The sequence below is a fragment of the Flintibacter sp. HCN-6482 genome, assembly GCF_037892565.1.
Taxonomy (GTDB): Bacteria; Bacillota; Clostridia; order Oscillospirales; family Oscillospiraceae; genus Lawsonibacter; species Lawsonibacter aceti.
The window spans coordinates 418,639-439,821 of the sequence record NZ_JBBKBK010000002.1; the positions used below are offsets into that span (position 1 = coordinate 418,639).

Genomic DNA, 21,183 nt, shown 5'->3' on the forward strand with positions numbered 1-21,183 from the left:
CTCCATTCTGTGGCAGAGATCCAGCAAGTTACAACAAACCTGCTCCGCAACTTTTTTGCCGAACAGGATCGATGTAGCTTGGCGGATTTAGCCAGCCGCTCTCTCCTCTATGAGGTGTGTACCACACCGAAGCCTGGGCTGGTGGATTGCCGGAACAATGGAAGCCACTGTGATATGAACCTATTTACCTTTCTGGATAGCACCTGTGCCCTGTTGCCTTACTTTCGCCGCGCTGTATCTGTGGGACAGGAGACAGCGTCTCTTCCTCCGGAGGAGACCTTCCTCCAACTGCGCCCCGACGGCGTGGGCGCGGAGCGCACTATGCTTCAAGTCACAGGTGGCGTAAATACCCACAAAGGTGCGATTTTTTCTCTTGGAACCGTGTGTGCAGCGGTAGGCCGGTTGTGGAATCCGGCATCCTTTAAATGGAATATATCCGAAATTCTGCGTGAGTGTGCCGCCATGACACGCCGGGCGGCTCTAGCTGAGCTGGATACCATTTCGCCAGACACTGCTTCTACTGCGGGGAATAGACTCTATATAAAATATGGAATTCGGGGGATTCGGGGAGAGTTGGCAGCAGGGTTGCCCGCTGTGGAGCAGATAGGCCTACCCGCCCTCAACCAGGCGCTGACAGATGGCGCTAGTCTGGATGAGGCTGGTGTCTCAGTACTGCTTGCTCTTATGACTTCAGTCACCGATACCAACTTGATAGCAAGGGGTGGAATGGAGGGATGGCAGTGGGTGGTCCGTCGTACACGGGATTTACTACTCAGTGACATTCCCCCTGATCAGGCGGCCTCTGTGCTGGATACAGAGCTCATCCAGCGAAATCTATCTCCAGGGGGATGCGCCGATCTACTGGCAATCACCTATTTTCTCTACTTTCTGCAGCATACTTCACCTTGCCAGGTAGAGTGTGTTTCATAAAAGCGCCGTGTCGTAATGAAGAAGTCTGACTCCGGCCGCTGCCTCCTTTGTAGCGCCTTAAAAATTGGTGTGGCTGATATGTATGTAAAGATAACGATATGATATGTGATTTGTGGTATGGTAGTTGACTATGAACGGGGTACGTAGCAGAGAATTTATGTACAATCGAAATCGAGATTTAAGGGCTCGGATTCCCGACCTGCATAATAAAGGGAGGAAAATTGTACATAAGATGACTGGATAGCCGATTTGTTTCAATACCAACAGGCGAAAAAAATAGCGTTGATCAGTAAAAAACCCCTGAAAGTGCTTTTTAGCACTTTCAGGGGTTCTAGCTTGTAAAGGACGGTAAAACAGGCGTTTTCTCATCATAAGACCAAACCGCTGTAAAGCGATGGACCCAGATCGAAGCCCAGTGACAGCGGGTTCGGTTTGGAAAAGAGGAGGAACAAAATGAGTGCGCTCTGAATTTTAAATAGAAAAGTCGGAGCAAACGACATAACGTTTGCTCCGACGTGGCAGCGGGAGAAGGATTCGAACCCTCACAAACAGAGTCAGAGTCTGTCGTGCTACCCTTACACAATCCCGCTATTTGCGCCTGCTGTCGCAAGCACGAATGTTATTATAGCAGAGGATAGAAAATTGTCAATAGAATTTTTTTATTTTTTTATTTTGAAAGCAAAAAAAGAAAGATGGTCCTGTCTTGCCTTCTATCTGAAAGTAAGGTATACTACCTTTTAAGAGGTGATGGATATGGAGTTTCAGCATGAGCGGGAGCGCATTTTTGCCTTGGATGAACAGGGAAAGCTGGTGGCAGAGGTCACATTCCCCGTTTCAGAGGGGGTGGCTGACATTGACCACACCTTTGTAGACCAGTCCCTGCGGGGACAGGGGGTGGCCGGCCAACTGCTGGATGCTGCCGTGCGGCAGATCCGGATGGAGGGCCTGCGTGCCAAGGCAACCTGTAGCTATGCGGCAAAGTGGTTCAAGGAGCACCCTGATCAGTCTGATCTGCTTTAATTCCCCTGCACGAAGGACGACCTGCTCAAGGCCGTCTTTTTTTTATTGCTTCAATTTGTGGTGTAAGGCAGGAGAAATGAGGGGTATACTGTAAGGGAAAAAGGGCTGGGTTCGTCTTTTTTCGGAAAATTTTTCTCTTGTTTGCTCACGAAACCAAGTTTTTTTATAGAAGTTCGTAGTTTTTTCTATCGTTTTTGCGGCGAGAAACGATTAGAATAAGGACGCTGAAAGAAACGTCGGTTTTTTCAGCGAGTCTACGTAAGACGCCAACTGAACGAAACAGGAGGAATAACAATGAAAAAGAAGCTTGCACTTGCTCTGGCCGCTGTCATGATGATCGGCCTGTTTGCCGGATGTGGCAGCAAGGACAACAACAGTGCGAACAGCAACGCCGGCAGCTCTGCTGGCAGCGCCGCCGGCAGCACCTCTCAGGGGACTGCCACTCCCGCCAGCGATATGCGGGTAGACGTGTTCTACTATGACTTCTCCGATATCTATATCTCCAGCGTCCGCGCGTCCATGGACGAGCAGCTGAAGGCCCTGGGCATTGAGCCCAACAACTGGGACGGCGCCGGCTCCCAGCCCACCCAGACTGACCAGGTCAACACCGCCATCACCGCCGGTTCCGATCTTCTGATCGTCAACATCGTGGAGACCTCCACTTCCGATCCCGCCAAGGATATCGTTGAGGCCGCCCGCTCCGCTGACATCCCCGTCATCTTCTTCAACCGCGAGGTCGCCGACAATGAGGTGATCAACAGCTATGAGAAGTGCGCCTTCGTGGGTACCAACGCCCCCGACGCCGGCCATATGCAGGGTGAGATGATCGGCAACTACCTGATGGCCAACTACGACGCCGTGGACCTGAACGGCGACGGCACCATCTCCTATGTGATGTTCAAGGGCCAGGAGGCCAACGCTGAGGCTGAGGCCCGCACCCAGTTCGCCGTTGAGGACGCCAACGCCATCCTGACTGCCGGCGGCAAGCCCGAGCTGGCTTACTACGATGCCTCCGCTTCCACCAAGTACCTGGTTGACCAGGCCGGCAAGTGGTCCGCTCAGGCTGCCAACGACTACATGGTGTCTCTGCTGGGCTCCTATAACGAGGGCAACAACAACATGATCGAGCTGGTCATCTGCAACAACGATGGTATGGCCGAGGGCGCTATCGCCGCTCTGCAGAACGTGGGCTATAACAACGGCGAGGGCACCACCATCATCCCCGTGTTCGGCGTTGACGCCACCGACTCCGCCAAGGCTCTGATCAAGGCTGGCAACATGACCGGTTCCATCAAGCAGGACGCCGTGGGCATGGCCTCCACCATCGTCACCCTGGTCAAGAACGTTCAGGACGGCGTTGAGCTGATGGCCAATACCGATTCCTTCACCATTGACGCTGATGTGGCTAAGATCCGAGTGCCTTACGCCATGTATGACGCTACTACCCAGGACTAAGGACTGGTGGCAAAGCTGAATCGGCCCCAATAGAAACGACCCAAAGCGAGCGGGGCTGCCGGATGGCAGCCCCGCTCTCCAAGTGAAGCTCCCGCTTGAGACGCGGCCTGTACCGGGCGCGTATGAAGCGGAAGCTTCACCAAGAGAGAGGAGGAACAATATGGAGCAGCCAGCACTGCTGGAGATGCGCGGCATCTGCAAGGAATTCCCGGGCGTCAAGGCGCTGGACGGCGTCAACCTTACTGTCCGTCCTGGTACAGTCCATGCCTTGATGGGGGAGAACGGAGCCGGCAAGTCCACCCTGATGAAGTGCCTGTTCGGCATCTATCACAGAGACGCGGGTACCATCACGCTGGACGGCAAGGAGATCAATTTCAGAAGCTCAAAAGAGGCCCTGGAGAATGGTGTGGCCATGGTGCACCAGGAGCTGAACCAGGCCCTGACCCGCACGGTGAAGGACAACCTGTGGCTGGGCCGGTATCCTAAAGTAGCCGGATTTGTGGTCAGCGAGCGCATAATGGACCAGCGCACAAAGGAGATTTTTGAGACCTTAGAGGTAGAGGTGGACCCCAATGCTGTGATGTCCACGCTGCCCGTTTCCCAGCGCCAGATGGTGGAGATCGCCAAGGCAGTATCCTATAATTCCAAGATTATCGTCTTTGACGAGCCCACCTCCTCCCTGACAGAGACTGAAGTGGAGCACCTGTTCCGGATTATCAATATGCTGCGGGACCGGGGCTGCGGCATCATCTATATCAGCCACAAGATGGAGGAGATCCTGCGGATCAGTGATGATGTCACCATTATGCGGGACGGGACCTGGGTGGCTACCAAGCCGGCCAAGGAGCTGACCATGGACGAGATCATCCGGCTGATGGTGGGCCGTGAGCTGACCAACCGCTTCCCGCCCAAGACCAACAAGCCGGGAGAGGTGATCCTGGACGTCCAACATATTGCGGGAAAATATACCCGGCTGAAGGACGCTACTTTCCAACTGAAAAAGGGTGAGGTGCTGGGTATCGCCGGTCTGGACGGCTCCGGCCGGACCGAGGTGCTGGAAAATCTGTTCGGTGCCATGACCCGACAGGGGGGAACTATTACCCTCCACGGTAAGCAGATCCAGAACCGGACCCCCAGAGAATCCATCAAAAACGGCTTTGCCCTCCTTACCGAGGAGCGCCGGGCCACCGGCATCTTCGGCATTCGGGATATCAAGGAGAACACCGTCATCTCCAATATCAAAAATTACCTGGTGGGCTTTGGCCGTCTGGCCTATCTTAGCGACAAGAAGATGAAAGAGGACACCGACTGGGCCATCCAGGCCATGCACATCAAAACGCCCAGCCAGAGGACCCAGATCCGTTCTCTATCCGGTGGCAATCAGCAAAAGGTCATCATCGGCCGCTGGCTGCTGACCAAGCCGGAGATTCTTCTGCTGGACGAGCCCACTCGTGGCATCGACGTGGGAGCCAAATACGAGATCTATCAACTCATCATCGACCTGGCCAACGAAGGCAAGGGGGTCATTATGGTATCTTCCGAGATGCCTGAGCTGCTGGGCGTATGCGACCGCATCATCGTCATGTCCGGCGGTCAGGTAGCCGGTGAGGTAGACGCGAAGAACACCAGCCAGGAGGAGATCCTCACCCTGGCGGCGAAGTATGTGTAAAGAGGAGGAAACGATTCATGAGTAACGAATCCAAGCAGCTCGCCGCCAAGGCGAAAGGCATTGACGCCAAGCAGGTCGGCAACGCCCTGCTGAACAATGCCCTGATCATCATTATGCTGGCGGTGGCCGCCTATGTGGCGATCACCCAGCCTTCTTTCCTGGCCCCCCGCTCTCTGGTCAACCTGCTGTCCCTGACCGCGGCCTATCTGCCTGTGGCGCTGGGCATCGCCGGCTGCATCGTGCTGACCGGCACCGACCTGTCCGCCGGTCGGGCCGTGGGCATCACCGCCTGTGTGGCCGCCTCCCTGCTCCAGGCCAGCGACGCCGCCAACAAGATGTGGCCCAATATCGGCACCCTGCCCATCCCCCTGGTCATCCTGATCGTGGTGGGCATCGGCGCTCTGATCGGCGCCTTTAACGGTTTCTTTGTGGCTAAGTTCAAGCTGCACCCCTTCATCGTCACCCTGGCGACCCAGCTGATCCTGTACACTATCCTTCTGCTATATGTTCAGCAGGGCAACAACAACGGCATGGCCATCTCCGGTCTGGATCAGGGCTACCGCAACTTCGTGGTGGGCAATCCCCCTCTGCTGACCTTCGGATCCATTCAGATCCCCAACTATGTGATCTACGCTGTGCTGCTGACCGTTCTGATGTGGTTCATCTGGAACAAGACGACCTTCGGAAAGAACATGTTTGCCCTGGGCGCCAATGAGGAGGCCGCCCGTGTGTCCGGCGTCAACGTGTTTGCCACCACCATCGCCGTCTTTGCCCTGGCTGGCGCCATGTACGGCTGGGCCGGCTTCGTGGAGTCCGCCCGTATCGCCTCCAATACCGCCAACACCGGCGTCAACTACGAGCTGGACGCCATCGCGGCCTGCGTCATCGGCGGCGTGTCCTTTGTAGGCGGCATCGGTAAGATCAGCGGCATCGTCATCGGTGTTATCATGCTGCGCCTGATTTTCGTGGCCCTGCCTCTGGTGGGCATGGACCAGAACCTGCAGTATGCCATCAAGGGCGGGATCATCCTCTTTGCCTGCGCTCTGGATATGCGCAAATATCTGGTGAAAAAGTAATTTCTACCGCACGTTCCTCTGGCCTTTTGGGCGCCCATCCACCACACGGCGGACGGGCGCCTTTCTTCTGTGGGAAAGAAGGGAGGCCCTTGAATAGCTTGGCAGACCTGTGCTATACTCTTTCCAAAGGAGGGGTCACTATGGAGCCCTACCGTGTGCTGCTGGCCGACGACGAGGAGGAGATCCGCGCCGGCATCAGCCGCAAGATCGACTGGAGCAGTCTGGGCTTCGCCCTGGTGGGCGAGGCAGAGAACGGCCAGGAGGCCCTGGAGCTGGCCGAGCAGCTCAGGCCGGACGTGGTCCTCACTGATATCAAAATGCCATTTATGGATGGCTTGGAGCTGTGCCGCCGCTTGAAACAGTCCCTTCCGGCGGCTAAACTAGTAGTATTCTCCGGTTTTGACGATTTTGAATACGCCCGCCAGGCCATCGGTATGGACGTATCCGAATATATCCTGAAGCCCATCAACGCCCCTGAGCTGATGGATGTGCTGAACAAGCTGAAGGACCAGCTGGACCGGCAGCGGCTGGAGCGGCGGGATATGGAGACCCTCCGCCGCCGGTATGAGGAGAGCCTGCCCGTGCTGCGTGAAATGTTCTACGCCCGGCTGCTGGATGGACAGATACGGGCTGATCTGATTCAGGAGCGGGCGGGCCGATACGAGATTGAACTGCCTCAGGGGACTTGGGCGGCGGCGCTAGTCCAGGTGGACTGCCTCAACGAAGCGGGAAAGCCGGAGCGGGATGAACTGCTCCTCCTGTCTGTCCGGGCGTTTTTGGAGGAGCATTTTGCCTTGGAGGGCTGTACCATCCGGGCCATCCTGTATAATGATACAGTGGCTCTGCTGGCCCATATGGGAGATCAGGGGATATATCCCCTGATTGAGGAGCTGGGGCGGCTGTGTGCCCTGGCTTACAGCTATCTGGGGATGTCGCTGACCGTGGGGGTGGGCTTGCCCTGCGATGGGCCGGAGGAGCTCCATTCCTCGGCCGAGGGGGCCCGTTCCGCCCTGGATTACCGTGTGCTGAAGGGGAGCGTACAGGTCATCTATATCGGCGATATGGAGCCGGACCACACGGTCCGGCTGGCCTTCGAGGAGGAGGACCAGCGCCAACTGACAGCGGCGATCAAGCTGGGAAGCCAAGAAGAGGTGGAGCGGACCATTCGTACACTGATGGACCGGGTCCGCGAGGCGGGGCTCTCTTTGCCCCAGTGCCACCTGTTTTTCCTGGAGACCATGACCTGCCTGATCAAACTAGCCAGAGGAGGCGGGGTGGAGCTGGAGCGGGTGTTTGGGTCCGGCTTTACCGGGGCGATCTCCATCACGGATTTTTCCTCGCTGGATGAACTGGAGCGGTGGCTGGTAAAGGGCGGCCTGAAGCTGCGGGAACTGCTGGGGCAGCAGCGGACAGACTCCACCTGGAAGACGGTGGAGCGGGCCAAGGATTTTATTGCCCGGAACTATGGGGATGGGGATTTGAGCGTAGAAACCCTTTGCTCCTATCTCCACCTGTCGCCTACCTATTTTTCCACCCTCTTCAAACGGGAGGTGGGGATGAGCTTCATCGCCTATCTGACTGAGGTGCGGATGGAGCGGGCCGCCCAGCTCCTGCGGGAAACAGAGGAAAAGACCTACCTTATCGCGGAGCAAACAGGTTATACTGACCCCAACTATTTCAGCTATGTGTTCAAGCGCCGGTTCGGTGTGTCCCCCTCCAAATTCAGGGCGGGACAGACGGGCTGACGCCATCCGCCGGATGGGCATAACAGCGGGCCATGGCCCGCTGCCCCTTTCCCAGGAAAGGGGACCTGGTCAACGAAAAGAGAGGAGGGGGAGAGTGACCTCTATATTAAAGCGGTTTACCAGCCGCTGGGCCCAGCGATACCAGAAAATGAGCATCCAAATGGTTATCTCCCTCTCCTTTACCACGGTGGCGGTGGTGGGGATGATCTTTATGGGCCTGAGCCTGTTTTGGCGCTTTTCTTCCGCCACCGGGGAACTGGTGGCGGAGAACAGCCAGCGGGTGCTGGCTCAGGTCAATTTGAATCTGGACAGCTATCTCCGCTCTATGATGCGGGTGTCCGACACCATGTACTACCGGGTTATCAAGAGCGCGGACCTGGGGCGGGACAGCCTGACCGCACCCATGGAGCTGTTATATGAGGACGACCGGGACTCCCTGGTGTCCATCGCCCTCTTTGACCTGCGGGGAGGGTTGGTGTCTGCCGTTCCGTTAAGCACCCTGAAACAGCCAGCGGACCTGACGCAGACGGGCTGGTTCCTCTCGGCGCTTCAGAAGAAGGAGAACCTCCATTTCTCTACACCCCATGTCCAGGATCTCTTCGAGGACCCGGACTACCACTACCAGTGGGTGGTTTCCCTCAGCCGCTATGTCCAGCTGACCCGGGACGGAGCCACAGAGGGGGGTGTCCTGCTGGTGGATATGGGCTTTGCTGGCATTGAACAGGTGTGCCGCAACGTGGAGCTGCCCAATGGGGGCTACCTGTATCTCATTGACGGCAGCGGCGAGCTGATCTACCATCCCCGGCAGCAGCTCATCTATTCCGGGCTGCAGGAGGAGAACAACCAGGCAGCGGCACGCTACCGGGATGGCACCCACAGCGAGGAGTTCCAGGGCCAACGCCGCCAGGTGACCGTAAAGACCGTGGGCTATACCGGCTGGAAGCTGGTGGGAGTCGTGCCGGTGGAGGGAGGGTTTGTCTCCGACTCCCGGCAGATATTCCTTTTTGGGCTGTCCCTGCTGTTGTTCTCTATCTTCCTCATGGCCTTTTTGAATTTCCGGATATCTGCCCATATCTCGGATCCTATCCGCCGTCTGGAGCAGTCCATCAAGGAGCTGGAGGCGGGCAGGGAGGACGTGGAGATCGAGGAGGGAGGTTGCTATGAGGTGCAGCGCCTGGGCCACTCGATCCGGTCCATGGTGTCCACCATGCGGCACCTGATGGACGACATCATCGAGCAGGAGGGGCAGAAGCGCCGAAGTGAGCTGGAGGTCCTCCAGTCCCAGATCAATCCCCACTTCCTCTATAACACTCTGGATTCCGTCATTTGGATGACCGAGGCGGGCCGCTATGAGGAGGCCATCCAAATGGTCACCTCCCTGGCCCGGCTGTTCCGCATCTCTCTCAGCCGAGGAAAGAGCATCATCCCCCTGGCGGACGAGTTGGAGCACGCCCGCCACTATATGAATATCCAGCAAATACGCTATAAAAACAAATTTACCACGCAAATCAATGCCCTGCCTGGGACCGATGGCCTATATACCATGAAGCTTATTGTACAGCCTATCTTGGAGAACGCCATCTACCACGGGATGGCCTCAGCGGAGGACGACGGCCTCATCACCGTCACAGCCCGGCGGGAGGGGGAGGACCTGGTCATTGATGTAGCGGACAACGGGCTGGGGATGCGTCCAGAGGTGGCCGCCTCTCTGCTGGATGAGGACAGGCCCGAAATCCGCACCAGCGGATCGGGGATTGGAGTGCGGAATGTCCACCGGCGGATTAGGCTGACCTTCGGAGACAGATATGGGCTTACCATATTCAGCGAACCCGACGAGGGGACCACTGTGCGGATCCGCCTCCCCGCTCTGGATCAGGACGGGGCGGCTCAGTACCAGCGGGAGGACGTGCCATGAAAAAGAGAAGAAGCGCGCTGATCCAGCTGGCCATCCTGACAGCTCTGGGAGCCGCTGTGGCCCTCACCCTTCTGCTGCCTCAGATGTCTGGACTGCACAGGCGTCCACAGCCGCTGGAGCTATCGGTCATCATTCGGGAGCAGGACAGCTCCCTCTGGACCAACACCCGTATGGGGATGGAGCAGGCGGCCGGGGAGCTGGGGGCTGAACTGCGGTTTTTGACCCTGGCCACCGCCAACGACGGCAGGGAGCAGTGGGAGCTGTTACAGCGGGAGATCGAGCAGGGCGCGGACGCTCTGGTGGTCGCCCCCGCGGACCCGGCGGCGCTGGAGAAAAGCCTGGGGGAGTTGGACAGGGACGTTCCGGTGGTCACATTGGAATCCCCACTGGAGGGGGCTGATTTGAGCGTGGTAGTCCCCAATGCTGAGATGGGGGCCAGTCTGGCCCAGGCGGCACTGGAGGATTGGAAGGGTGGAACGGTGCTTTTGCTTGACACCGCTCCCCACTGTACCGCTGTGGCCCAGCGCCTGGCGGCGGCCAAAGATCTCTTGGCCGGGGCTGGGGTGGAGACACAGGTTGAGACAGTCTCTGTAGACAGCCTGGCGAGCCGGCTGCCCGAGCTGCTTAGGCAGTTGAGCCCTGCCCAGATGATGACGTTTGAGCCGGCGGCCACGGAAGCGGCCGCCAGTGTGAAAAGCCTGGAGGGGCTTTCGGCGGATCTCTACGGCGTAGGCGCGACCGCCGCCGTTGTAGCGGCCCTGGATCAGGGCGCCCTGTCCGCCGTGGCCGCCTGGAGCGACTACGCCGCGGGCTATCTGGCGGTGGACGGAGCCGCCAAACTGGCCAGGGGGGAGCGGAGCGAAATGAAGCCGCCGCCCTTTTTCCTGATCCGAGGGGAGGACATCTATGAGCCGGACAACCAAAAATTACTCTTCCCAGTCACATCTTAAAGGAGTTGCCGTCCTGCTGCTGGCCCTGCTAGCCATAGCGCCTCTGTCTGGCTGCGGCCCAGAAAAGGGAGCGGAAACAGAGACCTTGCGGGTGGGGCTGGCGCTCTATACCCAAGACGACACGTTCATCTCCACCATTGTACAGGACCTGGAGCGGATCGCCCAGGAGGAGGAACTGGCCAGGGACATCAAGATCAACCTCTCTGTGGCTGATGGAAGGAGCAATCAGACGACCCAGCTGGAACAGGTGGACCGGCTGATTACCTGGGGCTGCGATGTGCTGTGTGTCAATATCGTGGACCGCACCGCGGCGGCGGTTCTCATTGACAAGGCGGAGGAGGCCGGGGTGCCCCTGATTTTCTTCAACCGCCAGCCGGTGGCGGAGGATATGGAGCGATGGGATCAGCTCTACTATGTGGGCGCCAGAGCGGAGGAGGGAGGCATCCTTCAGGGGCAACTGGTGCTGAAGGCATGGCTGTCCGACCGGGAGCGGCTGGATAAAAACGGAGACGGTATCCTCCAGTATGTGATGCTGGAGGGAGAGCCGGGCCACCAGGACGCCCTGCTGCGTACCGAGTATTCCATCCAGGTGTTGTCAGAGGCTGGGGTGGAGCTGGAGAAACTGGGAAGCGACACCGGAAACTGGAAGAGGGGGCCGGCCGCCACAAAAATGGGCCAGTGGCTGGAGGAATTTGGGGACCAGATCGAGGCGGTCATCGCCAACAATGACGACATGGCGCTGGGCGCGATAGACGCCTATGGACAGACGGACTGGGAGCTGCCTCTGGTGGTGGGGGTAGACGCCACCGCCCCGGCGCTTCAGGCCGTAGCGGAGGGAACGCTGTACGGCACGGTCCTCAACGACGCCGAGGGGATCGCACGGGCGATGCTGGACCTCACACTGGCACTGAGCGGTGTGGAGGACTCTGGGGACACTGTGGAGCTGACTGGGGACCACTACGTCTGGCTCTCCTACCAGAAAGTGACCAAAGAGAATCTGGCGGACTTTCAAATGGAATAGGTCTTTGGCGGGACGGGGCGTGGTTCCTGTCCCGCTGATATTTTGTTCCCGCGGGGATATACTATGGGGGAATGGATCTTAAACAGAGTAAAAGGTGGAGAGAGCATGGAATACTACCATGGTCCGGGCCGGCGTGGGGCCTATTTTGAGGGCTGGTATCTAAAGCATCAGGGCCCGGAGGGGGAGTTGGCCCTGATCCCGGCGATTCACCAGCGGCGCGGCGGGGAACGCTCTGCCACCATCCAGGTGATCACTGCGGACCAGACTAGAATATTCTCTTTCCCAGAACGGGCGTTTCAGGCATGGGCGGACCAGTTTAAGGTTCGAGTCAGCGGAAACTGGTTTTCCCAGGACGGAGTCTATGTGGATTTGGAGGAAGGGGATTTTTCCCTGAAAGGAGAGCTGCGTTACGGCCCGTTTACCAGGCTGGAGTCAGACATTATGGGCCCCTTTCGACGGGTGCCGGCCATGGAGTGCGTCCACACGGTGCTGAGTATGGCCCACCCGTTGGAGGGGCTGCTCTGCCTGAACGGGCGGTATTTGGATTTCTCCCATGGAACGGGATATATCGAGGGGGACAGGGGGAGGTCGTTCCCCAGGACCTACCTGTGGACGCAGTGCTGCTGGCAAGAGCGCCAGAAGGGGAGCATCATGCTCTCTATTGCCCACATCCCTATTCTGGTGGGAGGGTTTACCGGCTGTATCTGTCAGATATGGTTCGGAGGCAGATCTTACCGGATGGCCACCTACCAGGGAGTAAAAGTAGTCCAGTGGGGTAAAGAGGGGGCGCGTCTAAGACAGGGAGATTTGGAATTATCAGTGGATCTGGTCCGGGAGAGCGGACAGCCCCTCCGGGCCCCTGTTTCCGGACAGATGGAGCGGACCATCCACGAGAGCCTCTGCGCCACCGTCCGCTACCGCCTGTGGGAGCGGGGAAAGTTGATGTTCGACCGGACAGATGAGCTGGCCAGCTATGAGTACGCGGACGAGGGAAAAAAGCGCCGGGGGAGGGGCCGGTATTCATAAGGAAACATGGACTCCAACAAGATACAGACAGGAGAGGGATGGCCTTGTTCCCAGCCGGCCGGTCACAAAGCTTGATTTTTCTCAGAAAATGTAGTTAAATCAATCTGATATCAAGATGCCTGTGCCGCGAACGGCGCTTTAGCCCTTTCCGGAGCGGAGAAGGCTTTTTGGAGGCAGGCGGAAATGGGGAGGGACAAGCATGGAGCGGGGAATGGTCCACCTTTACTGGGGAACGGGAAAAGGAAAAACGACAGCGGCTATGGGGCTGGCCCTCCGGGCCCTTGGAAAAGGTATGGGAGTCACCGTAGTCCAGTTCTTAAAAGGGGGAATGAGCGGGGAACTTTCCCCTTTAGAGCGGTTGGGGGCCAGGATATACTCTGGGGCGGCTGGAGATTGGTTCTTCTTCCAGATGTCGGAGGCGGAGCGAAAAGAACTGGCGCAGGCGCAGACCAGACTGCTTCATCAGGCTCTCCAGGTCCCCTGTGACCTGCTGATCCTGGACGAGGCCTGTGCGGCCTGGCAGCTTGGCGCGGTAGACCGGGAAATGCTCCGTCAGGCTGTATTGGGCCGGCCGGAGCATTGTGAGGTAGTGCTTACTGGCCGGGAGCCCGCGGATTGGATGAAGGAGGCGGCCCACTACTCAACAGAGATGGTCTGCCACAGCCACCCCTTTGACCGCGGGACACAGGCTCGCCCTGGGATCGAATTTTAAGGGGGTAAGAAATGGAGCATCTGCGCTATCATCTGACCGTGAGGCTCTACCGGCAGGACAAGAGCTTTGGCCCCGGCCCCATGCGGCTGCTCCGCGGTGTGGAGGAGGGCGGTTCTCTTCACCAGGCGGCGGAGGCCATGGGGATGTCTTACTCCAAAGCGTGGACCCTGCTGCGTAAGCTGGAAAAGGAGTGGGGCTTTACCCTGCTGGACCGCCAGTCCGGCGGCCCCAAAGGAGGAGGCTCCGTACTTACCCCGGAAGGCAGGGATCTGCTGGAGCGGTATGAGGCCATGTGCGCCCAAGTAGAGCAGGCGGCCCAAAAGGCGTTTGCACAATATTTTCAGTAGCTGAGAGCACCCCTGCCCGACGGGCAGGGGTGTTTTTGACAAAGGGATATTCTTGTGTTAGAATAACGCTCGGCATTTGCCGACCAGAGATCGACAAAAGATAAAGAGGGATAGAGAGATGAAGATAAACTTTCAAAAGCGGCTGCTGGCACTGGCCATTGCAGCTGTGATGACCCTTTCCTTGGCCGCCTGTGGCCAGAAGAACGGCCCCGCGGCTTCCAGTGGGAGCCAGGGGGCGGCCGCTGGCTCCGCTGAGGTCCAAAGCGGCGGGCAGGAGGGGATAGTCGCCTTTACGGACCAGGCCGGGCGGCAGGTAGAACTGGAGGGTCCGGCCCAGACGGTGGTAAGCTGCTATTATGTGACCACTTACGCGGCGATTGCTCTGGGCGTAGCCGACCGGGTGGTAGGTCTGGAAAAAAAGGCGGATACCCGTCCAATCTATCATATGGCGGCCTCTGCCTTGCTGGAGAAGCCCCAGGTGGGCACCATGAAAGAACTGGATGTAGAGGCGGTGGCCGCTCTGGCTCCGGATCTGGTGGTCATGCCAAAGAAGCTGATGGACTATGCGGATACTCTGGAGGAGCTGGGCCTTCCGGTGATGGTCGTGGAGCCTGAAACCCATGAAGGACTAGTGACTATGCTGGAGCTGCTGGGGCAGGCCTGCGGGGTCGAGGACCGGGCGGCCCAGCTGACAAACTACTATGAGGAACAGCTGGACCGGATGGCCCAGCTCACCGAGGGCACGGAGAGGCCGCTGGTCTATCTGGCGGGGAACTCCTCCTACCTTACCGCCGCCCCGGACGCTATGTATCAGAGCTCTCTGATCGAGGGCGCCGGAGGGACCAATGTGGCCGCTGGCCTGGAGGGGGACTACTGGGCCGAAGTATCCTATGAGAGCGTCTTGGCCATGGCGCCGGAGGTGGTCATTATCCCAGCGGGAGCGGAGTATACGGCTGAGGATATTCTAGGGGATCCCCAGTTGGCCTCCCTTCCAGCGGTCCAGAGCGGCGCGGTCTACGCCATGCCCAGCGGCATTGAGGAGTGGGACTCTCCCATCCCCTCCGGCATTCTGGGCACAATGTGGCTGACCAGCGTCCTCCATGAGGACGTTTATCCCTTTGCGGACTTTGTGGCCGACGCGCAGGACTTCTATCAGACCTTCTACGGCTTTCAACTGGATGGGAGCCTGATCACCAAGTAACGAAAGGAGGGGGATGCGGCCTGTGAAACGGTTTGGTCGGAGTGGGAAGGCCCTGGGGATAGCAGCCGTCCTAATGGCGGCTCTGGTCCTAGTTTCGGTACAGGTGGGCAGCTTCCCCCTTTCTTCCAATGAAATATGGGACATCCTCGCTGGGGGACGGAAGGGGACCACCCAGGCCCAGGTGCTGTGGACACTCCGTCTGCCGCGGGTGTGGATGGGGCTGCTGGCCGGCGGGGCCCTGGGTCTGGCTGGCGGAGTCTATCAGACGCTGTTCGGCAATCCTCTGGCCTCCCCGGACCTGACAGGGGTAGCCTCAGGGGCTTCCTTGGGAGCGGCCTGCGCTATTGTGCTGGGGGCCGGAACCTCCGCCCAGATCATGGGAGGCGCCTTCCTGATGGGAATGGCCTCGCTGGTCCTGGTTCTGGCCCTGGTGCGCTGGGCCGGGTTGGAGCGGACGGGGACCTATATCTTGGCGGGGGTCATCATCTCCTCGGCGGCGGATGCCGGGTTGATGGTGCTGAAGACTGTGGCTGACCCGGAGGGAGAGCTGGCCGCCATTGAGTTTTGGACCATGGGCAGCCTGGCCGCTATGACGGCGGATAAGGTGTGGCCTGCGGCGGCTGTCATCCTTATCCCGGCCCTTCTCATCTTTCTGTTCCGGCAGCGGTTGCTCATCCTCTCCATGGGGGAGGAGAGCGCCCGGACCATGGGCCTTGCCCCTGGACCGTGGCGGAGCCTGCTGCTTGGTCTGACCACGCTGATGGTGGCGGCGGTGGTGTCAGTGGCCGGAGTGGTGGCCTTTGTGGGGCTGATTGCCCCCCACATCGCCTTCCTTCTCCTGGGCCGGCGGGGCGGACCCTATCTGCCGCTGTGCGCCTTGGTGGGAGGAGATATCCTGCTGGCCGCCGATCTGTTGGCCCGAAGCCTAGCTGGTGGGGGAGAGCTGCCTTTGAGCATCTGGACAGTATGTTTTGGTGTGCCGGTACTGCTGGCCCTGCTGGTGGGGCAGAGAGGAGGCCGGGATGGATAAGCTGCTGGAGGTACGGGACCTCAGCGCAGGCTATCAAAGGCCGGTGGTCCAGAACATCTCTTTCTCTATCCGCAAGGGGGAGCTGGCCGCTGTCCTAGGGAGAAATGGGTGTGGAAAAACCACGCTGCTCCGAGGCCTGACTGGCGGGGCCAAGGTGATGGAGGGGACTATACTCCTAGATGGACAGGACTGTGCCGGATGGGACCCGAGGCGGAAGGCCCGGAAGGTGGCGCTGCTCCCCCAGAGGGCACGGCTGCTTCCCGGTCTGTTGGTGGGGGAGGTTATCGCCATGGGTCGTTACCCTTGGACGGGTCCCCTCTCCGGGGGAGACAGAGAGGAGCGGGAACGAGTTCGGGCGGCGGCGGCCCGGTTTGAAGTGGATCACCTGTTGGACCGGGACTGTGCCCAACTCAGCGAGGGACAACGCCAGCTAGTCCAGTTGGCACGATTGGCAGCCCAGGACGCCCCAATTCTGCTGCTGGACGAGCCCAACACTGCCCTGGACTTTGACAATACCGCCCTGCTCTTTGACCGGATCACTCAGATGGTGGAGGGGGAAAAGTGCGCCCTGATGGTCCTCCATGACCCGGCTCTGGCCTTGGACCGCTGTCGTCGGCTGCTCCTGCTGGACGGAGGAAGGCTGGTGGACGATATTATAGTGGCCGAACGGAGGGAAGAGGAACTCCAGGCGGCATTGAGAAGGCTGTATCCCTCCATCCGTGTCCGCCGGGAGGCGGAGGGCAGGTTTTACTGTCTGCCCGATTGAACGGGAAGCGGCGCCCTTTAATAGGGCGTCGTTTTTTGTTTGTCAAAGGAGAAAAAGGATGGTATAATAGCCGCTGAATGATGATGCCGCCAGGCAAGAGCCAATTTGGCTGTGCCGCTGCGGCATCCCGTGGATTATGACGGACATCTGTGCCAATCAAGATATGGAGGGGAACGCTTTGCTGACCATCGACCGGTATGTCAAGGCCCAAAGTCTGAAGGAGGCCTATGAGCTGTGTCAGAAGCGCAATAACGTGGTGCTGGGGGGAATGCTCTGGCTGAAGATGCAGGACAGAAAGGTGGGAGTCGCCATTGATCTGTGCGGCCTAGGGCTGGACCAGATCACGGAGAGGGAGGACGCCTTTGAGATAGGGGCCATGGTGTCCCTGCGGGAGCTGGAGAAACACCCTGGGCTCAACGAGCTGACAGGGGGGGCCATCTCTAACAGCGTGGAGCATATCGTGGGGGTACAGTTCCGTAACTGTGCCACTGTGGGAGGAAGCGTCTTTGGACGCTTCGGCTTTTCTGATGTCTTGACCATTCTGATGGCCCTGGGGGCCCGCGTGGAGTTGTATCACGCCGGAGTGATGCCGCTGGCTGACTTCTGTGAGAGTCATATTTCCAGGGACATCCTTACCAAAGTCATTGTCCCCAAAGGTGTGACAGGGGCGGTATACCTGTCCCAGCGAAACAGCGCCACTGATTTTCCTCTCCTCGCCTGCGCCATTGTCCGCCGGGAGGAGGAATATCGGGTGGCGGTGGGCGCCCGTCCTATGGTGGCCCGGACCTATAGCGATGAGAGAGGCCTGCTGGCCGGAGGTATTACCCGGGAAATCGCCCAGGCATTCGCCCTTGAACTGTCCCAGCGAGTGAAGCTAGGGGGAAACGCCCTGGGCAGCGAAGAGAGCCGAAGGGCGCTCTGTCCGGTTTTGGTCCGCCGGGGACTGCTGAAGCTGGAAGGGGTGGAGTGACATATGGAGATCAACCTGAATCTAAATGGAAGGGCTGTCAGCGCTTCGGTGCGGCCGGATACGCTGCTGCTGGATTTTTTGCGGGACCAGGGCTGCTACAGTGTGAAGCGGGGATGCGAGACCAGCAACTGCGGCGCCTGTACAGTGCTGCTGGACGGCAGACCGGTTTTGTCCTGCAGCGTACTGGCGGCCAGAGCGGATGGCCGGACGGTCCAGACCCTGGAGGGCCTTCAGAGGGAGGCGGAGGCGTTTGTCACCTACATTGCCGACCAGGGCGCCGAGCAGTGCGGCTTCTGCAATCCCGGCTTTGTTGTCAATACCATTGCCCTGCTCCGGGAGAATCCGGACCCCACGGACCAGGAGATACGGACATTTTTGGCGGGCAACCTGTGCCGCTGTTCCGGCTATGAGGGGCAACTGCGGGGCATCCGGGCCTATCTGGACAGCAGAAAGGGAGGGAAGGCGTGATGGACCAGCAGGAGCTTAAGATCGTGGGCAAGGGGGTCAGGAAAAAGGACGCCATGGCCCTCCTCCTGGGCAAGCCCGCCTATGTGGACGACGTGACGCCACGGAACTGTCTGGTGGTCAAGGTGCTGCGTAGCCCCCACGCCCACGCTCTAATTGAGGAGATCGACACGGAAAACGCCGAGAGCATTCCCGGCGTGGCTGCCATCTTTACCTATAAGGATGTGCCCCAAAAGCGGTTCACGATGGCCGGACAGACCTATCCAGAGCCCTCCCCCTACGACCGTCTCATTTTGGACCGGCGAGTGCGCTTTGTGGGAGACGCTGTGGCCATCGTGGCCGGGGAGGACGAAGGGGCGGTGGACCGGGCGCTGAAGCGCATTCGGGTTCGCTACCAGGTCCTCCAGCCTGTACTGGACTACCACACCGCCAAGGACAACATGATCCTGGTCCACCCTGAGGAGGACTGGCGGTCCCTGTGCCCTGTGGGGGCGGACAACCGCCGCAACCTGTGCGCCAGCGAGAGCTGCCAGGACGGGGATGTGGACCAGGTGCTCGCCCAGTGTGATATCGTGGTAGAGGGGACCTATCACACCAAAGCCTGCCAGCAGGCCATGATGGAGACCTTCCGCACCTATACGGAGATGGACCCCTATGGCCGGCTCCATGTCGTCAGCTCCACTCAAATCGTATTCCATGTCAGGCGTATTCTGGCCAACGCTCTGGATATCCCAAAGTCCAAGATCCATGTGGAGAAGCCCCGCATCGGCGGCGGCTTCGGGGCCAAGCAGACGGTGGTGGCCGAGGTATACCCCGCTCTGGTCACCTGGAAGACGGGCCGGCCGGCCAAGATGATCTATACCCGGCAGGAGTGCCAGACTGCCGGCTCTCCCCGCCACGAGATGGAGATCAAGGTGCGCTTGGGAGCCAGCCTGGATGGGACCATCCGGGCCCTGGATGTGTATACCTTATCCAATACCGGGGCCTACGGTGAGCACGGCCCTACCACAGTGGGTCTGTCCGGCCACAAATCCATTCCCCTGTATACCAACAGCCTGGAGGCCTTCCGCTTCGCTTATGACGTGGTGTACACCAATGTCCAGTCTGCCGGGGCCTACCGGGGTTATGGGGCCACTCAGGGCATCTTTGCTGTGGAGTCGGCGGTGAACGAGCTGGCCGACCGGCTTGGGGTGGACCCGGTGGCCCTGCGGGAGAAGAATATGGTCCGCCAGGGGCAGGTCATGCCCGCCTATTATAACGAGCGGGCGGACGCCTGCGCCCTGGACCGGTGCATGACCCGCTGTAAGGAGCTGTTCCACTGGGAGGAGAAGTACCCCGTCCGGGATTTGGGCGGCGGAAAGATTCGGGCGGCAGGCGTAGCCATGGCCATGCAGGGGTCCGGAATCTCTGGGGTGGACGTGGGCTCCGCCACTATCAAGCTGAGTGACGAGGGATTTTTTAACCTGACCATCGGCGCCGCGGACATGGGGACTGGGTGCGATACTATATTGGCCCAGATGGCCGCCGAGTGTATGGAGTGCGAGGTGGATGAAGTAGCTGTCTTTGGCGCTGACTCCGACGCCTCCCCCTATGATTCCGGCTCCTATGCCTCCAGCACCACCTATGTCACCGGAAAGGCTGTGGAGAAAGCCTGTGCCGAGTTAAAAGAGCGGCTTTGCGCCATTGGGGCGGAGCTGCTGGACTGCCCCAGAGAGGAAGTGGAGTACGCCAGGAAGGCGGTGCGTCGGTTGGACGGATCCGCCCAGGTATCCCTCTTTGATATCGCTACCAAGTCCATGTGCGGAAACGGAACAGCGGTCCAGACCACGGTTTCCCACTCCTCCCCCATCTCGCCGCCGCCCTTTATGGTAGGCATGGCCGAGGTGGAGGTGGACAAAGAAACTGGAGCTGTAAAGGTTTTAAACTATACGGCCGTGGTGGACTGCGGCACGCCCATCAACCCCAATCTGGCCAGAGTCCAGACCGAGGGGGGCATTGTTCAGGGGATTGGCATGGCACTGTTTGAGGATGTGACCTACAACAGGGAGGGGCGTATCCGGGAGGATTCCCTCATGCGCTATAAGATCCCAACCCGTCTGGATATGGGCAGGCTTCAGGTGGAATTTGAATCCAGCTATGAGCAGACTGGCCCCTTTGGCGCAAAGTCAATTGGGGAGATCGTCATCAATACGCCGGCCCCAGCTATCGCCCATGCCGTGTACCGGGCCACCGGCCTGCGGCACCACTCCCTGCCCATCACGCCGGAAAAGGTGCTCCTTGGCCGGGATGAGTAAACACATCCTCTATCTGGCCGCAGGCAGCGGCCGCCGGTTTGGAAGCAACAAGCTGCTCTACAACTGGAAAGGAAAATCACTTTATAGATATGGCCTGGATATGCTGGCTGATTTGATCCAAAGACGGGAAGACTGTACCTTGACCGTGGTCTCCAGTTATCTGGAGATTCGGGAGATGGCCGCCGCGTTAGGCGCCAGGGTTGTGGATAGCCCTGAAAGTGACAAGGGATTATCCTTTACAATAAAGAGCGCTATCCAAGCTTTGGATGGATTCGCTCCAGAGGATTTTTTGCTGTTTGCCGTGGCGGACCAGCCCTGGCTGGGGGCGGGGACTGTGTCCCGACTGCTGGATGCGGCCCGGCCCGGACTGCTGGCCGCCACCGCCGCCTGGGGAGATAGGGTAGGCAATCCCACCCTCTTTTCAGCGGAGCTGATACCCCAATTATTGGATCTCACCGGCGACCGGGGTGGACGGGCTGTCCTGGAGGCCTGTGGGGAACGGTGTCAGCGAATCCAGGTGGACACCCCACGGGAACTTGAGGATGTGGATACTAGACAGGCTCTGGAAGAAAATGGATCAGAAGCCTGAAA

General features: G+C 59.2%; 19 protein-coding genes and 1 tRNA gene. 19 read left to right on the forward strand and 1 reads right to left on the reverse strand.

All coding sequences use genetic code 11. The features are described from left to right. Positions 1 to 9 precede the first annotated feature (9 nt). Positions 10 to 930, forward strand: a complete 921-nt coding sequence (gene citG, locus WKS99_RS06985) for a triphosphoribosyl-dephospho-CoA synthase CitG (protein ID WP_340405647.1) — start codon at positions 10 to 12, stop codon at positions 928 to 930. A 516-nt stretch (positions 931 to 1,446) separates the two neighbouring features. Here the strand turns inward: citG and WKS99_RS06990 are convergent. After that, positions 1,447 to 1,520 (reverse strand) — tRNA-Gln (locus WKS99_RS06990). A gap of 163 nt (positions 1,521 to 1,683) precedes the next feature. Here WKS99_RS06990 and WKS99_RS06995 point away from each other — a divergent pair. The 18 genes from WKS99_RS06995 to WKS99_RS07080 all read left to right on the forward strand — a co-directional run bounded on the left by WKS99_RS06995 (position 1,684) and on the right by WKS99_RS07080 (position 21,181). Beyond that, on the forward strand, positions 1,684 to 1,950 hold the full coding sequence (locus tag WKS99_RS06995; RefSeq protein WP_186852454.1) for a GNAT family N-acetyltransferase: 267 nt from the start codon (positions 1,684 to 1,686) through the stop codon (positions 1,948 to 1,950). Between the two features lie 294 nt (positions 1,951 to 2,244). Further along, the gene (locus tag WKS99_RS07000) at positions 2,245 to 3,405 is read left to right on the forward strand and encodes a galactose ABC transporter substrate-binding protein (RefSeq protein ID WP_340405648.1); all 1,161 of its coding nucleotides are present in this window, start codon (positions 2,245 to 2,247) and stop codon (positions 3,403 to 3,405) included. Positions 3,406 to 3,565: 160 nt separating this feature from the next. Continuing rightward, positions 3,566 to 5,074 (forward strand): sugar ABC transporter ATP-binding protein, encoded by a 1,509-nt coding sequence (locus WKS99_RS07005; RefSeq protein WP_147571237.1) that lies wholly within the window; start codon positions 3,566 to 3,568, stop codon positions 5,072 to 5,074. Positions 5,075 to 5,091: 17 nt separating this feature from the next. After that, on the forward strand, positions 5,092 to 6,150 hold the full coding sequence (locus WKS99_RS07010) for a galactose/methyl galactoside ABC transporter permease MglC (protein ID WP_147571236.1): 1,059 nt from the start codon (positions 5,092 to 5,094) through the stop codon (positions 6,148 to 6,150). 140 nt (positions 6,151 to 6,290) lie between these two features. Further along, on the forward strand, positions 6,291 to 7,895 hold the full coding sequence (locus WKS99_RS07015; protein WP_147571235.1) for a response regulator: 1,605 nt from the start codon (positions 6,291 to 6,293) through the stop codon (positions 7,893 to 7,895). Between the two features lie 148 nt (positions 7,896 to 8,043). Continuing rightward, complete coding sequence (locus WKS99_RS07020; protein ID WP_240288908.1) at positions 8,044 to 9,810, forward strand: cache domain-containing sensor histidine kinase; 1,767 nt, start codon at positions 8,044 to 8,046, stop codon at positions 9,808 to 9,810. Further along, a complete protein-coding gene (locus WKS99_RS07025) occupies positions 9,807 to 10,760 on the forward strand; it encodes a sugar ABC transporter substrate-binding protein (RefSeq protein ID WP_147571234.1) in 954 nt (317 codons plus the stop codon). The genes WKS99_RS07020 and WKS99_RS07025 overlap by 4 nt, the downstream gene beginning before the upstream one ends. Continuing rightward, positions 10,717 to 11,781, forward strand: coding sequence for a galactose ABC transporter substrate-binding protein (locus WKS99_RS07030; protein ID WP_262669799.1), 1,065 nt, complete (start codon positions 10,717 to 10,719; stop codon positions 11,779 to 11,781). The genes WKS99_RS07025 and WKS99_RS07030 overlap by 44 nt, the downstream gene beginning before the upstream one ends. Before the next feature lie 105 nt (positions 11,782 to 11,886). After that, complete coding sequence (locus WKS99_RS07035) at positions 11,887 to 12,807, forward strand: tocopherol cyclase family protein (RefSeq protein ID WP_186852459.1); 921 nt, start codon at positions 11,887 to 11,889, stop codon at positions 12,805 to 12,807. Positions 12,808 to 13,006: 199 nt separating this feature from the next. Next, on the forward strand, positions 13,007 to 13,519 hold the full coding sequence (locus WKS99_RS07040; RefSeq protein ID WP_340405649.1) for a cob(I)yrinic acid a,c-diamide adenosyltransferase: 513 nt from the start codon (positions 13,007 to 13,009) through the stop codon (positions 13,517 to 13,519). Positions 13,520 to 13,530: 11 nt separating this feature from the next. Next, positions 13,531 to 13,866, forward strand: coding sequence for a winged helix-turn-helix domain-containing protein (locus WKS99_RS07045; protein WP_186852461.1), 336 nt, complete (start codon positions 13,531 to 13,533; stop codon positions 13,864 to 13,866). Between the two features lie 118 nt (positions 13,867 to 13,984). Beyond that, positions 13,985 to 15,067, forward strand: a complete 1,083-nt coding sequence (locus WKS99_RS07050) for an ABC transporter substrate-binding protein (protein WP_240287876.1) — start codon at positions 13,985 to 13,987, stop codon at positions 15,065 to 15,067. Between the two features lie 22 nt (positions 15,068 to 15,089). Then, positions 15,090 to 16,097 (forward strand): FecCD family ABC transporter permease, encoded by a 1,008-nt coding sequence (locus WKS99_RS07055; protein ID WP_340405650.1) that lies wholly within the window; start codon positions 15,090 to 15,092, stop codon positions 16,095 to 16,097. Continuing rightward, positions 16,090 to 16,863, forward strand: a complete 774-nt coding sequence (locus WKS99_RS07060; protein WP_340405651.1) for an ABC transporter ATP-binding protein — start codon at positions 16,090 to 16,092, stop codon at positions 16,861 to 16,863. Before WKS99_RS07055 ends, WKS99_RS07060 begins: the two co-directional genes overlap by 8 nt. A gap of 178 nt (positions 16,864 to 17,041) precedes the next feature. After that, on the forward strand, positions 17,042 to 17,833 hold the full coding sequence (locus WKS99_RS07065; protein WP_340405652.1) for an FAD binding domain-containing protein: 792 nt from the start codon (positions 17,042 to 17,044) through the stop codon (positions 17,831 to 17,833). Between the two features lie 3 nt (positions 17,834 to 17,836). Continuing rightward, the gene (locus WKS99_RS07070) at positions 17,837 to 18,301 is read left to right on the forward strand and encodes a (2Fe-2S)-binding protein (protein WP_147571228.1); all 465 of its coding nucleotides are present in this window, start codon (positions 17,837 to 17,839) and stop codon (positions 18,299 to 18,301) included. Continuing rightward, positions 18,301 to 20,592 (forward strand): xanthine dehydrogenase family protein molybdopterin-binding subunit, encoded by a 2,292-nt coding sequence (locus WKS99_RS07075; protein WP_262669795.1) that lies wholly within the window; start codon positions 18,301 to 18,303, stop codon positions 20,590 to 20,592. Before WKS99_RS07070 ends, WKS99_RS07075 begins: the two co-directional genes overlap by 1 nt. Further along, positions 20,585 to 21,181 carry a nucleotidyltransferase family protein gene (locus WKS99_RS07080; protein ID WP_262669794.1) on the forward strand — a complete coding sequence of 199 codons (597 nt, stop codon included), beginning with the start codon at positions 20,585 to 20,587 and terminating at the stop codon, positions 21,179 to 21,181. Before WKS99_RS07075 ends, WKS99_RS07080 begins: the two co-directional genes overlap by 8 nt. The last annotated feature ends 2 nt before the right edge of the window (positions 21,182 to 21,183 follow it).

Excerpts from the sequence above, each read along its gene's own strand:
- WKS99_RS06995 (WP_186852454.1), top strand. The coding sequence starts at position 1,684 with ATGGAGTTTCAGCATGAGCGGGAGCGCATTTTTGCCTTGGATGAACAG.
- WKS99_RS07000 (WP_340405648.1), top strand. The coding sequence starts at position 2,245 with ATGAAAAAGAAGCTTGCACTTGCTCTGGCCGCTGTCATGATGATCGGC.
- WKS99_RS07005 (WP_147571237.1), top strand. The coding sequence starts at position 3,566 with ATGGAGCAGCCAGCACTGCTGGAGATGCGCGGCATCTGCAAGGAATTC.
- WKS99_RS07010 (WP_147571236.1), top strand. The coding sequence starts at position 5,092 with ATGAGTAACGAATCCAAGCAGCTCGCCGCCAAGGCGAAAGGCATTGAC.
- WKS99_RS07015 (WP_147571235.1), top strand. The coding sequence starts at position 6,291 with ATGGAGCCCTACCGTGTGCTGCTGGCCGACGACGAGGAGGAGATCCGC.
- WKS99_RS07020 (WP_240288908.1), top strand. The coding sequence starts at position 8,044 with ATGAGCATCCAAATGGTTATCTCCCTCTCCTTTACCACGGTGGCGGTG.
- WKS99_RS07025 (WP_147571234.1), top strand. The coding sequence starts at position 9,807 with ATGAAAAAGAGAAGAAGCGCGCTGATCCAGCTGGCCATCCTGACAGCT.
- WKS99_RS07030 (WP_262669799.1), top strand. The coding sequence starts at position 10,717 with ATGAGCCGGACAACCAAAAATTACTCTTCCCAGTCACATCTTAAAGGA.
- WKS99_RS07035 (WP_186852459.1), top strand. The coding sequence starts at position 11,887 with ATGGAATACTACCATGGTCCGGGCCGGCGTGGGGCCTATTTTGAGGGC.
- WKS99_RS07040 (WP_340405649.1), top strand. The coding sequence starts at position 13,007 with ATGGAGCGGGGAATGGTCCACCTTTACTGGGGAACGGGAAAAGGAAAA.
- WKS99_RS07045 (WP_186852461.1), top strand. The coding sequence starts at position 13,531 with ATGGAGCATCTGCGCTATCATCTGACCGTGAGGCTCTACCGGCAGGAC.
- WKS99_RS07050 (WP_240287876.1), top strand. The coding sequence starts at position 13,985 with ATGAAGATAAACTTTCAAAAGCGGCTGCTGGCACTGGCCATTGCAGCT.
- WKS99_RS07060 (WP_340405651.1), top strand. The coding sequence starts at position 16,090 with ATGGATAAGCTGCTGGAGGTACGGGACCTCAGCGCAGGCTATCAAAGG.
- WKS99_RS07070 (WP_147571228.1), top strand. The coding sequence starts at position 17,837 with ATGGAGATCAACCTGAATCTAAATGGAAGGGCTGTCAGCGCTTCGGTG.
- WKS99_RS07075 (WP_262669795.1), top strand. The coding sequence starts at position 18,301 with ATGGACCAGCAGGAGCTTAAGATCGTGGGCAAGGGGGTCAGGAAAAAG.
- WKS99_RS07080 (WP_262669794.1), top strand. The coding sequence starts at position 20,585 with ATGAGTAAACACATCCTCTATCTGGCCGCAGGCAGCGGCCGCCGGTTT.